Here is a 14,061-nt window from a genome sequence, read left to right as displayed (position 1 = left end):
CAGATGTGACATTGGAGCATTTCTTCAAAAACAACCAGTTTCATAACACAAAACTCTAAACCACTGTTCTGAATACAAATCACTACCCATTAACCAAACACCGAGTAAATCCCTTATGAATAAAGCCTTGAAAGAATTTGGATAAAAAAAAGGAGAGGCTTATGCCTCTCCTTTAATAATATTTTTCGTAGTCGTTTATTTCGCTACCATAACCATCGCAGGTCGAACCACTCGTCCGTTTAGCTCATAGCCTTTTTGCATGACAAACATAACTGTGTTTGCTTCATGATCTGGGCTTTCTTGGATAGACATCGCTTGGTGGAATTCAGGGTTGAATGCTTCACCTTCAGGGTTAATTTCTTTCAAACCAAATTTAGCGACAGTGTCGACAAACGTTTTATGAGTCAGTTCGACACCTTCAAGCAATGGTTTCACCGCTTCATTTTCAGTATCAGCAGCTTGCATAGCACGCTCTAAGTTATCGATAACTGGTAATAAACCTTCAGCAAATTTATTTAGTGCGTATTTACGCGCTTTATCGACTTCTTGCTCAGTACGGCGACGCATGTTTTCTACTTCTGCTTTCGCACGTAGCACTGAATCTTGCTGTTCTTTTACCTTAGATTCACTAGATAACAATGCAGCTTCTAGTTGAGCAATCTTAGCTTCTTGTTCGTCAGAAGCTTCTTCATTAACTTCTACTTCTTCAACTTTCTCTGCCTCGGCAATGATTTGATCTAGCTCTTCTTCAGTTACTTTGTTTTCTTCGTTGCTCATGATATCTCCAGAATTCAGTTTTCGATACAAGTGACCGGCCTATTTCAGCCCGAAATTGATATAAAACACTCGCATAGACATTCAACTTGCCTTTATTATGGGGATGAAGAATTCTGATTCAAGCCTAATTCGGTTGGAAAACCTATGAAAAAGCCATTTGAAGTCATTGCCATTATTGGTAAACCAAGAGATCAGCAAGCAATTCAGACTCATAAAGAGCTGTTTAACTGGCTAACATCTGAAGGTTATCAAGTATTTATTGATGACAGGCTCGCCAATATTTTGGAAGAAATTCCAAAACAACATTTCTCAAGTTTAGTTGAACTCGGTAAGCTTGCTGATCTCGCAATCGTTGTCGGAGGAGACGGGAATATGTTGGGCGCTGCTCGTATTTTATCTCGATTCGATATTTCTGTTATCGGCGTAAACCGAGGTAATTTAGGCTTCTTAACTGATCTCAATCCAGAGAACTTCCAATCAGCGTTAACTGACGTTTTGAATGGTGAGTATATGGAAGAAGAACGCTTTCTTCTGGAAACAGAAATCCACCGCCATGGGCAAATCAAAAGTCACAACGCAGCGCTAAATGAAGCCGTGCTTCACCCGGGTCAAGTTGCGCACATGATAGAATTTGAAGTATACATCGACGATAGTTTCGCGTTTTCTCAGCGTTCCGATGGTCTGATTATTTCAACGCCGACAGGCTCAACTGCCTATTCTCTTTCTGGCGGTGGACCAATCCTGTCTTCAAGCCTCAATGCGATCTCATTAGTGCCTATGTTTCCGCACACCTTGTCGAGCCGACCTCTGGTGGTTGATGGCAAGCGTCACATAAAGCTCGTTGTGTCACCTGATAATCGTGGCACTCAAGAAGTAAGCTGTGACGGGCAAATCTCCTTACCAGTGTCACCTGGAGATGAAATCCATATCTATCAAAGCCCGAACGTTCTAAAACTGATCCATCCGAAAGATTACAGCTACTATCATGTATTACGGAATAAATTAGGCTGGTCGAGTAAACTCTTCTAGCTTTCCCTATTGAATCCCATTAAAGCCGACTACATTTATAGTTGGCTTTTTTAATTCCCCAATACCCATGCATTCAATAACGCGTCGTAACGCTACTTTCTTCACAAAATTTACCGACACCAACTTTACTGTATAAAGAAACAGTATATACTGTTTTCTTATACAGTATTGTTCAGTTATACAGGTAAATAAAAATGCTGGCTCATTTAAGTGTTAATAATTTCGCTATTGTTAAGTCTTTACAGCTAGAACTTTCTAAAGGCATGACAACAATCACCGGTGAAACTGGTGCAGGTAAATCCATCGCAATTGATGCCCTCGGGTTGTGTCTCGGTGGCCGTTCTGATGCCGGAATGGTAAGGCAAGGTGAAGATAAAACCGAAGTCAGTGCCGCTTTTTTACTGGATAACAACGTCAACGCAACTCGTTGGCTTGAAGATAACGAACTTCTCGATGGCGGCGAGTGCATTCTGCGCAGAACCATCTCTAAAGAAGGCCGATCGCGAGCATTCATCAATGGTAGCCCCGTCCCTCTTTCACAATTAAAATCGCTTGGACAATTGTTGATCAACATCCATGGTCAGCACGCTCACCATCAACTGATGAAAAGCGAATACCAAATGGCAATGCTTGATCAATATGCTGGCCACTTGAACCTCCTGAAATCAACCCGAAACGCTTATCAAACTTGGCGCCAAGCAGACAACCACCTAAAACAGCTCAAAGAAAACAGTCAACAAAACCAAGCACAAAAGCAACTGTTGGAATATCAGATCAAAGAACTCAATGAACTCGCGATAGGCGAAGAAGAATTCAATGAGTTAGAGCAAGAGCATAAACGCTTATCTAATAGCGGTGAGCTCGCTTCAACTTGCCAACAGGCTATTGAACTGATTTATGAAGGCGACGAAGTGAATGCTCTCAGCATTTTGCAGTCAGCAAACCATTCATTAATTCAATTGGCCGAACTCGATGAGAAACTCGTCGAACTACCAAACATGCTTGCCGAGGCGATAATTCAAATTGAAGAAGCAAACAGCGAACTAAGAACGTACCTTGATGGCATAGATGTAGACCCAGCGCGAATGGCTTATGTTGAAGAAAGGTTCTCAAAAGTCATGACGATGTCTCGTAAACACCACGTCTTACCGGAAGAGCTCTATCAACATCATCAAGATTTATTAGAGCAAATTGAGCAATTAGATTGCTCTGATGAAAAGCTTGAAGAAATGGCACAAGATGTAGAAGCGCAATATCAGAACTTTGTCGCCAAAGCTGAAAAACTACACAAATCAAGGTGTCGCTACGCAAAAGAGCTCAACAAGCTCATCACACAAAGCATGCATGAATTAAGCATGGAAAAAGCCCAATTTGCCATTGAAGTGTCTAACAGCACCCACCCTTCTCCATTAGGGACAGATAGCGTCACTTTCGTTGTATCAACCAACCCTGGCCAACCAATGCAGCCTATTGCCAAGGTAGCATCTGGTGGTGAGCTTTCTCGTATATCTTTGGCGATACAAGTCATTACCGCTCAGAAAGTCGACACACCAAGCCTCATCTTTGATGAAGTAGATGTCGGTATCAGCGGCCCTACCGCAGCCGTCGTCGGTAAAATGCTGCGTAAACTTGGGGAATCCACTCAAGTTATGTGTGTGACACACTTACCCCAAGTTGCAGGTTGTGGACACCAGCAACTTTTTGTTGCAAAAAACACCAAGTCAGGCAAAACCGAGACTCAAATGCATAACCTTGATGAAAGCCAACGAATTTCAGAGCTTGCAAGGCTACTTGGCGGTAGCCAAATAACAGAATCCACCTTAGCAAATGCAAAAGAATTACTAATAGCCGCATAACCAAATATTCAAGGTTTAAATCGATAGCACCAAATTTTTGGGCTAAATTTGCAACTTATTTCAAAATTGGTAGTCTCAAACAGTTCAAAGTGCAAGGAGCTTTTTACTTCTTGCGTGAGCTTGTTTATTATCAAGCAGAATTTAAGCGAATTACTAAGATCTGAGACTATGCAAATTAAGAAGTGGTTAGTTGCGGTTCCACTTGCACTAACAATGTTGACCGGCTGTTCTTTACTAGAAAAGATCGTATACCGAATTGATATCAACCAAGGTAACTACGTGGAGCAAGAAGCCGTCGATCAACTCAAGTTTGGAATGACTAAAGCTCAGGTTCGTTACGTAATGGGCTCTCCAATGCTCGTCGAAAATGGCTATCCTGATACCTGGTACTACATTTACCACCATACAAAAGGCCACGATGATTCCATTCAGAAGAATCTTATTGTCAACTTTGACGCAACAGGCACCTTAGTGACCATTGCTGGTGATTTTGACGCTAGCGATGAGTTTTTCGAAAGCTTACGCTAAGTTTATACAAAACAATTAAAAAGAAGGCTCGCGATTGCGAGCCTTCTTTTATTATCCAACACTAAGATTTTTTACTCGCTTCAGCTTTTGCTTGTTCAGCTCTTTTTCGGCGAATTTCTTTCGGGTCTGCCAACAAAGGACGATAAATTTCAATGCGATCTTTATCTCGAACTGTGGCATCAAGCTTCACATTACGGCTAAACACCCCGACTTTATTTTTTGATAAATCAATTTCAGGGTACAGCTCTAAGATACCAGACTGTTTAATGATATCTTCAACCAACGCATTCTTATTCACAACCAAAGTAAAAACACGCTGCTCAAGAGGAAGCGCATAAACCACTTCAACGTGAATCATATCCGACTCAATACTCATCGCTTAGTACACCTGTTTTGCACGTTGAGTGAAAGCACTAACCATATTACCTGTTAGCTCATTGAATATTTTACCAAAAGCCATTTCAATCATTCGACTTGAAAACTCAAATTCTAACTTCAATTCGACTTTACATGCCTGTTCATCAAGCGGAGTAAAATGCCAACCACCTTGCAATTTCTTAAACGGGCCGTCGACCAGCTCCATCATAATTTTCGCACCTTGGGTCAGATCATTTGAAGTCGTGAAAGTTTTGCTAATACCCGCTTTCGAGACATCTACTGATGCAACCATAGCAGTGTCTGAAGATTCAATCACACGCGAGCCAGAACAACCCGGCAAAAATTCAGGGTAACGAGCAACATCATTGACCAAATCAAACATTTGATCAGCACTAAATGATACCAATGCTGAACGAGTAACCTTTGGCATATAGACTCCTGTGAAAGACAGCGTTACATTAAAGCTGTCAACAATTCTAATTCTATTGAGCTAGAGCGCAAACAAAAGGATTCCCCAATAGCGGCGCAATCCGTATAATGAGGCCATTATGGCAAAGAATAAATCAAAATCCAAAGCTGGTAGCAATACCATTGCGCAGAATAAGAAAGCTCGCCACGAATATTTTATCGATGATGAAATTGAAGCAGGGCTTGAGCTTCAAGGCTGGGAAGTAAAATCCTTACGTGAAGGTAAAACCAATATTGCTGAAAGCTACGTCTACGTCCGTGACGGCGAAGCGTTTATCAGCGGTATGACCATTACACCGCTAACTCAAGCGTGTACTCATACAGTGGCTAACCCAACACGCATCCGTAAACTTCTATTAAAACGTAAAGAACTCGATAACCTCATCGGTCGTATAAACCGTGAAGGTATGACGCTTGTAGCAACGACCATGTACTGGTCTCGCTCATGGGCAAAAATTAAAATTGGTGTCGCTAAGGGTAAGAAATTGCACGATAAACGTACCGATATGAAAGAAAAAGACTGGGCTCGCGATAAAGCACGAATTATGAAGAGTAATTTGCGCTAATATTGAGCACTTAAACGCACAATGCTAGACAGGGTAAGCTTTTCTGGTACTATGCGAAGAACACTTGGGGCTGATTTAGGATTCGACAGGAATTTTGAAGTCTGAGGTGCATGCCGTGGGGCGGTTGGCCACGTAAAAAGCCGCAAAAAAATAGTCGCAAACGACGAAAACTACGCACTAGCAGCTTAATAACCTGCTCAGAGCTCTCTTGCCCTAGCTTCCGCTCGTAAGACGGGGACCAACAAGAGATCAAACCCAAACAAGCTAGCGTGGCTTCTCCCACCTGAGAGGAAAAGCGCGAATTCTAATTCAGGTTAGCCTTTAACTAGCGTGTCGGTTCGCAGGTTACTGGTGAAATTAAAGATCGACTAAGCATGTAGTACCAATGATGAATAGTTTCTGGACGCGGGTTCAACTCCCGCCAGCTCCACCAATTGACGTAAGAGGCTGATTTGAAACGAATTTTCGTTCAATCAGCCTTTTTTAATGGCTGTTTGTACTAAAACTTGGTACTAAACATGCGATATCTAAAAGCTTCTAAAAATGGAACTTGGCAGTTTCGATTTCAGATCCCACATAAACATCGGCACTTGTTTTCTGACGTTTCTGAGTACAAAAAAACGCTAAACACCAAAGACAAAGAGCAAGCTACCCTAAAAGCACTTAGGCTCGAACTAGACATTCGGACTGCCATTTACAATAAAAGCTTCTTCACTCCGCCAACAGAAAATCAAACGATTAATCACAAATCTCCAAAGAAAACAAAGCGTATATGTGCTTACCAAGCCCTAACTATGTACAGCGAATCAAGAAAAGACCTAGCTAGTGATAAGACAATTGCAATGTCACACGCCAAAGTAAAAACGGTATTAGCGCTTCTCTCGACGAACAACCTAAGAGATATACGCAGACTAGAGGCAAACAAGGTTAGGCAGCTTTTACACGCATACCCTGTAAATGCAAAGAAGCAAAAAGACTTTATTGGCTTGGAGCCAAAAGAGATTCTGAAACTAAACGAGGTGATTACTTTGCCAACGTTAAGTGTGGAGTCAGTAAAAGACTACATTCAAAAATCCTCATCTTTTTTTGAGTGGTGTCTCCAAATGGAATTAACTGACATCAACCCCTTTAAAGGAATTAAATTTAAAAAGAAAAGAAAGGACTCTGAGGCGAAAAACTCATATACAGCAAAACAACTATCCAGAATCTTCTATTCAGAAATATTCGTTAATCGAAGCTACAAACATCCATACCAGTATTGGCTGCCAATTTTGGGAGTATTTACTGGAGCAAGACTCAATGAACTCTGCCAACTCTATAGAAATGATGTATATGTAGAGAAAGGTATATGGGTAATTAGAATAGATGAGCGTTTTTCAGGACAGAAGTTAAAGAACACATTTAGTCGTCGTGTAATTCCTTTGCATAAGGAAATACTCAGACTTGGTTTCCTTGAATACATCGACAGTTTACCTAACGACAAACTGTTCCCTGAGCTAACTTTAGGGCGAGATGGTTATGCCAGTAACGCATCAAAATGGTTTGGCCGTTACAAGACCAAATTGGGTTTTGAAAAAGGATATGACTTTCACTCTTTTAGGCACACTTTTGCAACCTACCTAAAAAATAATGGGGTTCCTGCAAGCGAGGCGAGTGAACTGCTAGGGCATTCCCAAAGCAACATCACATATGATCGATACGGAAAATCGATTCACCCGTCACGGTTAGTTTCTATCGTTAATAGTATACCTTCAAACTTTTTACCTAAGACATGTGCATGAACGTGGATGGAATCAGGCTTACTATTAAAAGCTCCTAAAGCATAGATATAAATTATTTCGTTTACGATAAGCCCATGCTATTGAAGAGGTTTTAAAAGATATGTATCGTAATACACCTTGGTTGCATATGGTGTTGTTGCTTGGTATTTCAGTAAGTGAAGAGACTCCAAGCCGAATGTAAACTTGTATTTAGCGAAAGGGATCAATGATGAAATATAACGCAACACGTTTATTAAGTAGTTCGGAAGACAGTTTTCTTTCAAAGATAACTCCAACAAAAAGTATGTTATCTGAGTTAAGACAGTATAGAGAAGAAGTAAGAGCAGCTATCCGGAAGACATTTTTGGAAGTCCGTAATACATTTGAGAAAGATACATACGGCAGATGGCAATTAAGAGAAAACACATCTCTCTTGGCTTTAGCTGACCAACTCCGAAAACTCTCTCCGGAACAAAAGCAATCTTTAGCAACTCTTAAACCGAAATTCATGAGTCAGGGTAGCTTTGTATATAAAACTCTAAACTTACCTTGCCATAACCCTCCTCAACAAATTGATTTAGATGACGGGGTATATTTACCTTTAGATATTTTCCGAGCTAACCCAATTATTTCTAAAGACCTCTTTTTCTCTATTGTTGACTATTCGTTAAGCACTCTAGCTCAATCTAAAGGCTGGAAATTTAAAGAAAAAAACACGTGTGCTCGGCTGATTGTCAATGATTTGATCCATATTGATGTACCTTTGTATGCAATACCTGCCGAGCGACATGCAATTATGGAATCGTTGAAAGCGAAAAACAGTAGCTCCAACATAGAATGGTTTGCTGACTCTCGCTCTCTGTTGGATAAAGATGATATATATTTAGCAGTACGTAATAGAGAAAGCTGGATCAACAGCGATCCAGCCACTATCAGTGAGTGGTTTAAAGACCATGTTAGATTTCATGGCGATATATTACGCAACGTTTCTAGACACCTAAAAGCTTGGCGTGACCATCACTTCGCAAAAGGGGGACCGTCTTCTATTGCCCTGATGGCTTGTGTAGTTGAAACATTCTCTGAGGTTGTTTCAGCTCGCGGAGAAAAACTTAAACCTAAGCAAGAAAGTGAAGCTTTGATGCTATGTGCTAATAAACTTCACGACCAATTGGCTAAAGGGGTTAAAAATCCTGTAGATAGTAATAAGCCTGATCTATACCCAGCAGGACTAGAGAGCCATGAGGTGATGCAACATAGAAAAGCTGCTATGCAGTTCTCTCAAGAAATTAATTTTTCGCTTAAAGAAGCTCAAACTAAACAGCAATCTTTGGAAGGGTTTAGAAGGATTCTAGGCTCTAGAGTCCCGAACAGAAATGACTTAATTGTCACTTCAGAAAATATTGTCATGTCTCAATCACCTAAAACCACACCAGCCCCAGTGGTTCCCAATGGCGAAGCAGGATGAGAGATAAACAAGCGGATATTGAAAATGAGTTCTTAGCGTGGGGTTTTAGTTACAAACCTATACAAAGCTCTTACCCACCTATCACAGCTTTCGAAAAAAGCTACTCTACGAAAGTTGGTGATTTTCTGATCTATATACCTATAGAGGACCCCTCGTTACTTAGACTGCCAAAGCCTCTGGTTAAAAAAATACCGGAATGTTTATCGAATGTCCGCCTTCCTCATTTGGAAGGGAACCGCACTATCTGCCTATTCGATGAGGCAACAAAGAACGTCGATCCATTAACCCCAAGAGCAGTGATCTCTGCATGCCTTGATCAACTAGAGAAGATTATTGACGGCTGGGCCAATGGTAGCAATCTAGGAGATATCGCAGTAGAGTTCGCCAGTTATTGGGAATCTGAACGCACATGTTTTCTTCTTTCTGATGCAATCACACCTCGACTATTCTGCTATGACCGTAGTCCAATATCATTAGAGAGTCTCTATACTGAATATGTAATTGCCTCCAATTCCCACGAAGCAAATGAGTGGAGCATGAAGAGAAATAGTACTTTAGAAGAGTCAGCTCTGCCTAAAGAGCTTTGTAAAGTGCTTAGCGTAAAGGTCAATTGCCTATTTTTCATCCCTTTTGACCAGTCATGGCCACCTCGAAGTCTAGGAGACATAATCGAATGGTTAGGGAAAGTAGACTCAAGGTCTACAAGTAGCTTATTGGATAAACTGCGGAATGAGGCTAAAGAAAGCTCCACTTTTATGGTACTGCTTACGTCAGGTTCGATCAGTGTAGCAATTAGATTCACCTTAACACAGTTGGGAAAAGCAGCATTGGGGGTCTCCTTACCGAAGAAGAAGAAACGACACTACAAGTTACACATTTCTGCACTGAAAAAGAACCACTGTGTAACCTCGTTTCAAAGATTTCGTGTTGACAATGCAACTCAGGAGTACTTCTACACACGTAATAATTCCTCGCCCAGTAATTTAAAAGATAAACGAGTATGTGTGATTGGATGCGGGACTATTGGTGGATACTTGACTCAAGGATTAGTTCAATTTGGTGCAGGATCTGGTCGAGGTATGATCGCACTTTACGATGATGATATCTTGAAAACCGGAAACCTAGGTAGGCATATACTAGGTATCCAGTATTTGAACGAAAACAAAAGTGAGTCACTTGCACACTTCATGAGACAGCATAGTCTTACAAGTGAAATATACTCATACAAAACTTTTACCAAAAAGGATGTGGATCTTGGATGGGATCTAATCGTTGATGCTACTGGCAATCAAAGCTTTTCAATACTATTAGCAAAATGGTATCGGGAAACCATCGCTAGAAAAACTAGCCCTAGCACTACTCTTATACATAGCTGGATTTCTGGCTTTGGCCATCAAGCAAAATCTTTCATTGACCACGGACAAGGCGCCTGTTTTGCATGCCTTTTTGAATACAAAAACAATCCAAGGAAAGACCGATACCCCTCTTTCAAAGACAAGAATACCCCAGATGTTAGTAATACGTTTAAGCGGACATGTGGTGAATCCCACCTACCATTTGGACCGGAAGCTAGCATGGTAGCAACTTCGCTAGCCCTTCGACTAATAAAACAAGAAAAAAGCAAACAACTGAATTTCTTGCAAAAAAACTTATCTGAACTTGCTATCAACTATTCAGAAAAAAAAGTAGATCCAATGCGAAGTTGTCCTATATGTCAGTAATAATTTGCGACGAAAGCGAAACGATTTTTGCCCGAATTGATAATAGTGTACTAGCTGTAATGGAAGAACATATACAAGCAGCTTTAACTACACCTGAATCTGGAGGGATTCTAATTGGTGAGTACAGAGGACCCCACTTAAACGTGGTTAAAATTACTACTCCTTCTCAGGGTGATCTACAATCTAGATTTCGTTTCTTTAGAAAAAGTAAATCACATCAACTAATTGCCTTACAAAACTGGAAGGCTTCAAGTTCGACACAAACATTTGTTGGTGATTGGCATACACATGCAGAAAACCACCCCTCTCCTTCTACTATTGATTTAAATGATTGGAGAAAAAAATTACCAAATAGGATAATGATACTAATAATACAAGGCCAGATTTCTCGATGGTATGGTATTTGGGATGGTAAGAAGATTTTAAAAGCGATTGTTGATGATTGTAACTAATCAGCGAACGCTCTAAATACATGGAAGACTTGAATAACGGTGAAATTACCTATGATTTCGCAGCACACAATACTTGGAATTGAGAGTTTAGGTGAAACGATATGTGGAAAGTATTTCCAAAATTTGGCTTAGCAAAAATAATGATATTTCTCATTTGTACACTAGCGACACTGGGTGTTATTTGGGTTACTAAGGGCTGGTCTGGGATTAACGATTTTTTAAAAGAAGATGGATTTAATATCATCTCCCGTATAACAGTTCCAGTACTTCTCACCTTTGCGGCTCTCGTATGGTTAATAGGCACCTATTTATGGCGACTTGTATGGCGTTTTCCTTATCTAGGGACAAAGTTGCTGAATCAAAATGTTTGTCCCGATTTAAACGGAGATTGGACAGGAGAAGTTATTTCCACTTATAAGGACAAACATGGAGATCCAATAAAAAAGAATGTGAACATTGTCATAAAAGCCTCACTGTTTAGTTTTGACATAAGACTCGTTTCTGATGATCAATATCAAAGAAGTACTGTAGTACAAAGTGAAATATATAAAGACCAACGTGATGGTTCCTTCTACCTTAGTTATATTTTTGAATCTGTAATTGACCAACCAGAATCTACTGACGACTCTAAATTTGATGGCTCAGCCAAACTTCATATTAGATTTGAAGACGATACAATTAAACTTGTTGGTGTTTATTGGACAAACCGCTGTTGGCAAAAGGGTTTGCAAACTGCAGGTAAAATTGAATTACAGAAGAGCAAATAGCTTTGAATACCAAAAACCATTCGCTCACATACTGAATTTCATCGAAGACCAACCTATCATAGTATAGGTTGGCTGATAATTAACTTGGATATAAAATCATAATAATTCTACATCCTTTAGTCTACTTACTTGATGCTTAGATCTAAGCATGACTTCACTCGTCAATAGTTCTTCTATCGCATCAATAATATATTTGACTGCAAAGTCATGGTTTAATGAACCATTTTCATTGATATAATTAGATGCAATACTACCTTTTACCTTCAACTTTCTTATGCAAGAACGCGATACGTTAGCGATTATAGGTACCAATTTTGGTAGCTTCTCTGGTTCTTTCATTACGATAAGACCGACATCAATATATTTGAATATGACACTTAAAATTATCTTTCCTTCCTCCTTTGAAGAAGAGTGATACTTCGAGGAAACGTAACTCTTCAACAATAATTTACTTTTGTTTTTAACAAAGTCATGAGACTCCATTTCATCTTCACGAGTTATATCTTCAATATCCATAGTTGCTTTTTTTATTTCTAACTTTAAATTTAACCTTCTTGTCCTCAGAAACTTCGAGATCACTCATATAAATAGACTCGACTACGTCTCCAGACTCATTTACCAAACAATATTCTTCGCTGGCACATATCATTCCACTATTATCTTCAATTCTAGTAGAAACACTCTCAATCAAATTATCTCTAAACTGCTCTATAACGTCCTTTTCATACCCAAATAAGTTAGTCAATAAATACCTATCCGAAGTATGAGGTTCACTACTCACTTGATACATTCTGTAGCGTTGAGGGTCATATCCACCACAAATATAACTTGTTCTGCGTTTTGATTTAGTAATTAGTCGTTTTAATTTTGTCAGTTCCGTAGAAATAATCTCATAGTCACCACACGACATCTTTTGGATAGCTTCATTGCTGCCTAGAGTGATACTCAGTGACTCTATACCAAACAATATGTCAGACAAAAATACGTTTTCAACACGAGAATCCTCGATTTTCAACTTATCAAACTCTATTTCATAACACCTTTCCTCATCTTTACTAATATTGTATCTTCTAGCAATTTCGCTTGGGATTTTTTTTGGTGCAATAGATAGGTGGAATTCAAATAATCGCTCTTCCTCAAAAGGCCATAAAGAGTTTGTTTCAAATGACCTTTCAACAAGAAGCCTATTTTTAAACACATTTAATATTATACTCATAAATTCAATTCATAATTTTTAATTAAAACCTTTACGCATCCTTTCACTAATAGGTTTTATGTTTGGTGCAACAGTTGAAATTTTGTTGTTAATCGACAACAAACAATCATCCAACTCACTAATTTCTTCATCAGGCAAATTAATATCACTTAATAACAATATAGTTTTATCTAATCTATTCCTTTGTCTTCTAACTTGTTTATAGTCCTTATCAATCACGGCTTTATTAATTTTCTCAAGTTGATTTAAAAAATTATTCTTTAATAACTTCTCTTTATCGAGTATTTCTTTTTCCTTTTCAATCAGCAAAACTCTTTTATCAATCTCGATTTTTTCTCTAGCTAACTTAATTCTCCAAGTTGGAATAGCATGTTTGTTAGCAAACTTCTGTTTTGGCATTCGATAACAATATTTCTCCCACTCAAAGCCACAATATTCTTTTGTAGCATAATTGAATGCTTGCTTGATTCTAGCTGTAACACTTTTACGCTGTAAGTTTCTTAGATAGGTACCATCCATACAGAATTTACCAATGACTAAATGACAATGGTCTCCAGTACCCTGTGTTTTAGAGTCTTGCAACTGCCTATGTACGATTGCTCTTGAAGTCTTAGCCAATTGACGTGGTGAGATTGAGCAAGCCTTGGATACTTCAATCAAACAATACTCAACAATTTTTCTCCATTGTGATGTACTTGGCCTGTACCCTTTCGGGAGGTTTAGCGTAAATTCAATAGCATAACTACTTGGTGGTCGACCTCCTTTTCCTCGACTTGCTTGCTTAACTGCATAACACTCCCCAGCATAAGCCATATTGCTACAACTTCGTTCATTCCCAAATATTCCTAATATTTCCTCGGTACATTTATGGTTATCATGATTAATATTAGCCAGATAGTTTTCTCTTGATGCTAAACCTCTCGTGCCATTTTTTGTTGATTCAGTTCTAACAGTCCACCCTTTCATCTAACTTTTCATTAAACTTAATAAATAGTTTAATGAAATTCAAATAACCTAATAAATTAGAACTGTATTCAAGATAGGCAAACTATTTACATTGCTTCGCCGTAAGTATAGT

15 protein-coding genes and 1 other RNA gene are annotated in these 14,061 nt (G+C 39.2%); 10 read left to right on the top strand and 6 right to left on the bottom strand.

Annotated elements, in window-relative coordinates; translation table 11 throughout:
- Positions 1–195: 195 nt before the first annotated feature.
- A complete protein-coding gene (gene grpE, locus ACHUFI_RS15455) occupies positions 196–777 on the bottom strand; it encodes a nucleotide exchange factor GrpE (protein ID WP_394250664.1) in 582 nt (193 codons plus the stop codon).
- Between the two features lie 144 nt (positions 778–921).
- On the opposite strand from grpE, the gene nadK reads away from it, so the two are divergent.
- From nadK to bamE, 3 genes are all read left to right on the top strand, one after another.
- Entirely contained in the window at positions 922–1,806 is an 885-nt protein-coding gene (gene nadK, locus ACHUFI_RS15450; protein ID WP_394250662.1) for an NAD(+) kinase, read from the top strand.
- A gap of 194 nt (positions 1,807–2,000) precedes the next feature.
- Positions 2,001–3,662, top strand: a complete 1,662-nt coding sequence (recN, locus tag ACHUFI_RS15445; protein WP_394250660.1) for a DNA repair protein RecN — start codon at positions 2,001–2,003, stop codon at positions 3,660–3,662.
- 168 nt (positions 3,663–3,830) lie between these two features.
- Positions 3,831–4,190, top strand: a complete 360-nt coding sequence (gene bamE / locus ACHUFI_RS15440; protein ID WP_394250658.1) for an outer membrane protein assembly factor BamE — start codon at positions 3,831–3,833, stop codon at positions 4,188–4,190.
- Between the two features lie 61 nt (positions 4,191–4,251).
- Here bamE and ACHUFI_RS15435 read toward each other — a convergent pair whose 3' ends face one another.
- On the bottom strand, positions 4,252–4,566 hold the full coding sequence (locus ACHUFI_RS15435; RefSeq protein ID WP_394250656.1) for an RnfH family protein: 315 nt from the start codon (positions 4,564–4,566) through the stop codon (positions 4,252–4,254).
- Between the two features lie 3 nt (positions 4,567–4,569).
- Positions 4,570–4,998 carry an SRPBCC family protein gene (locus tag ACHUFI_RS15430; protein ID WP_394250654.1) on the bottom strand — a complete coding sequence of 143 codons (429 nt, stop codon included), beginning with the start codon at positions 4,996–4,998 and terminating at the stop codon, positions 4,570–4,572.
- A 118-nt stretch (positions 4,999–5,116) separates the two neighbouring features.
- On the opposite strand from ACHUFI_RS15430, the gene smpB reads away from it, so the two are divergent.
- From smpB to ACHUFI_RS15395, 7 genes are all read left to right on the top strand, one after another.
- On the top strand, positions 5,117–5,602 hold the full coding sequence (smpB, locus tag ACHUFI_RS15425; RefSeq protein ID WP_137359154.1) for an SsrA-binding protein SmpB: 486 nt from the start codon (positions 5,117–5,119) through the stop codon (positions 5,600–5,602).
- A 66-nt stretch (positions 5,603–5,668) separates the two neighbouring features.
- Positions 5,669–6,035, top strand: a transfer-messenger RNA (tmRNA) gene (gene ssrA, locus ACHUFI_RS15420).
- A gap of 85 nt (positions 6,036–6,120) precedes the next feature.
- A complete protein-coding gene (locus ACHUFI_RS15415) occupies positions 6,121–7,383 on the top strand; it encodes a tyrosine-type recombinase/integrase (protein ID WP_394250652.1) in 1,263 nt (420 codons plus the stop codon).
- Between the two features lie 205 nt (positions 7,384–7,588).
- Complete coding sequence (locus tag ACHUFI_RS15410) at positions 7,589–8,827, top strand: CBASS cGAMP synthase (protein WP_394250650.1); 1,239 nt, start codon at positions 7,589–7,591, stop codon at positions 8,825–8,827.
- Complete coding sequence (locus ACHUFI_RS15405) at positions 8,824–10,548, top strand: ThiF family adenylyltransferase (protein ID WP_394250648.1); 1,725 nt, start codon at positions 8,824–8,826, stop codon at positions 10,546–10,548. Before ACHUFI_RS15410 ends, ACHUFI_RS15405 begins: the two co-directional genes overlap by 4 nt.
- On the top strand, positions 10,539–11,000 hold the full coding sequence (locus tag ACHUFI_RS15400; protein WP_394250646.1) for a Mov34/MPN/PAD-1 family protein: 462 nt from the start codon (positions 10,539–10,541) through the stop codon (positions 10,998–11,000). Before ACHUFI_RS15405 ends, ACHUFI_RS15400 begins: the two co-directional genes overlap by 10 nt.
- 101 nt (positions 11,001–11,101) lie before the next feature.
- Complete coding sequence (locus tag ACHUFI_RS15395) at positions 11,102–11,767, top strand: Cap15 family cyclic dinucleotide receptor domain-containing protein (protein WP_394250644.1); 666 nt, start codon at positions 11,102–11,104, stop codon at positions 11,765–11,767.
- A 96-nt stretch (positions 11,768–11,863) separates the two neighbouring features.
- Here the strand turns inward: ACHUFI_RS15395 and ACHUFI_RS15390 are convergent, their stop codons facing one another.
- The 3 genes from ACHUFI_RS15390 to ACHUFI_RS15380 are packed head-to-tail and all read right to left on the bottom strand — an operon-like array spanning position 11,864 to position 13,949.
- Positions 11,864–12,283, bottom strand: a complete 420-nt coding sequence (locus ACHUFI_RS15390; RefSeq protein ID WP_394250642.1) for a hypothetical protein — start codon at positions 12,281–12,283, stop codon at positions 11,864–11,866.
- Complete coding sequence (locus tag ACHUFI_RS15385; protein ID WP_394250640.1) at positions 12,273–12,983, bottom strand: hypothetical protein; 711 nt, start codon at positions 12,981–12,983, stop codon at positions 12,273–12,275. The genes ACHUFI_RS15390 and ACHUFI_RS15385 overlap by 11 nt, the downstream gene beginning before the upstream one ends.
- 18 nt (positions 12,984–13,001) lie before the next feature.
- Positions 13,002–13,949 carry a hypothetical protein gene (locus ACHUFI_RS15380; RefSeq protein WP_394250638.1) on the bottom strand — a complete coding sequence of 316 codons (948 nt, stop codon included), beginning with the start codon at positions 13,947–13,949 and terminating at the stop codon, positions 13,002–13,004.
- Positions 13,950–14,061 lie beyond the last annotated feature (112 nt).

The organism is Vibrio profundi (genome assembly GCF_043642225.1).
GTDB classification, from domain to species: Bacteria; Pseudomonadota; Gammaproteobacteria; order Enterobacterales; family Vibrionaceae; genus Vibrio; species Vibrio profundi_A.
This window is presented reverse-complemented; position numbering and strand designations above follow the sequence as displayed.

Bases quoted from the DNA above. Each gene is read 5' to 3' on its own strand.
- grpE (WP_394250664.1), bottom strand. From the start codon at position 777: ATGAGCAACGAAGAAAACAAAGTAACTGAAGAAGAGCTAGATCAAATC.
- nadK (WP_394250662.1), top strand. From the start codon at position 922: ATGAAAAAGCCATTTGAAGTCATTGCCATTATTGGTAAACCAAGAGAT.
- recN (WP_394250660.1), top strand. From the start codon at position 2,001: ATGCTGGCTCATTTAAGTGTTAATAATTTCGCTATTGTTAAGTCTTTA.
- bamE (WP_394250658.1), top strand. From the start codon at position 3,831: ATGCAAATTAAGAAGTGGTTAGTTGCGGTTCCACTTGCACTAACAATG.
- ACHUFI_RS15435 (WP_394250656.1), bottom strand. From the start codon at position 4,566: ATGAGTATTGAGTCGGATATGATTCACGTTGAAGTGGTTTATGCGCTT.
- ACHUFI_RS15430 (WP_394250654.1), bottom strand. From the start codon at position 4,998: ATGCCAAAGGTTACTCGTTCAGCATTGGTATCATTTAGTGCTGATCAA.
- smpB (WP_137359154.1), top strand. From the start codon at position 5,117: ATGGCAAAGAATAAATCAAAATCCAAAGCTGGTAGCAATACCATTGCG.
- ACHUFI_RS15415 (WP_394250652.1), top strand. From the start codon at position 6,121: ATGCGATATCTAAAAGCTTCTAAAAATGGAACTTGGCAGTTTCGATTT.
- ACHUFI_RS15410 (WP_394250650.1), top strand. From the start codon at position 7,589: ATGATGAAATATAACGCAACACGTTTATTAAGTAGTTCGGAAGACAGT.
- ACHUFI_RS15405 (WP_394250648.1), top strand. From the start codon at position 8,824: ATGAGAGATAAACAAGCGGATATTGAAAATGAGTTCTTAGCGTGGGGT.
- ACHUFI_RS15400 (WP_394250646.1), top strand. From the start codon at position 10,539: ATGTCAGTAATAATTTGCGACGAAAGCGAAACGATTTTTGCCCGAATT.
- ACHUFI_RS15395 (WP_394250644.1), top strand. From the start codon at position 11,102: ATGTGGAAAGTATTTCCAAAATTTGGCTTAGCAAAAATAATGATATTT.
- ACHUFI_RS15390 (WP_394250642.1), bottom strand. From the start codon at position 12,283: ATGGATATTGAAGATATAACTCGTGAAGATGAAATGGAGTCTCATGAC.
- ACHUFI_RS15385 (WP_394250640.1), bottom strand. From the start codon at position 12,983: ATGAGTATAATATTAAATGTGTTTAAAAATAGGCTTCTTGTTGAAAGG.
- ACHUFI_RS15380 (WP_394250638.1), bottom strand. From the start codon at position 13,949: ATGAAAGGGTGGACTGTTAGAACTGAATCAACAAAAAATGGCACGAGA.